Below are 349 nucleotides of genomic sequence, written 5' to 3' on the forward strand. Positions count from 1 at the left end.
AGCCACCCTTGAAAGAGTGCGTAATAGCTCACTGGTCAAGTGATTCCGCGCCGACAATGTAGCGGGGCTCAAGCACATCACCGAAGTCGTGTCATTGCAGCATGAAGGGCCAACGCCTGCTGTGATGGGTAGGGGAGCGTCGTGTGCCGGGCGAAGCGGCGGTGGAAACCAGTCGTGGACGGTACACGAGTGAGAATGCAGGCATGAGTAGCGATACAAGAGTGAGAAACTCTTGCGCCGATTGACCAAGGGTTCCTGGGTCAAGCTGATCTGCCCAGGGTAAGTCGGGACCTAAGGCGAGGCCGACAGGCGTAGTCGATGGACAACGGGTTGATATTCCCGTACCCGC

Origin of the sequence: Streptomyces sp. CB01881 (genome assembly GCF_002953255.1) — a bacterium.
Taxonomy (GTDB): Bacteria; Actinomycetota; Actinomycetes; order Streptomycetales; family Streptomycetaceae; genus Kitasatospora.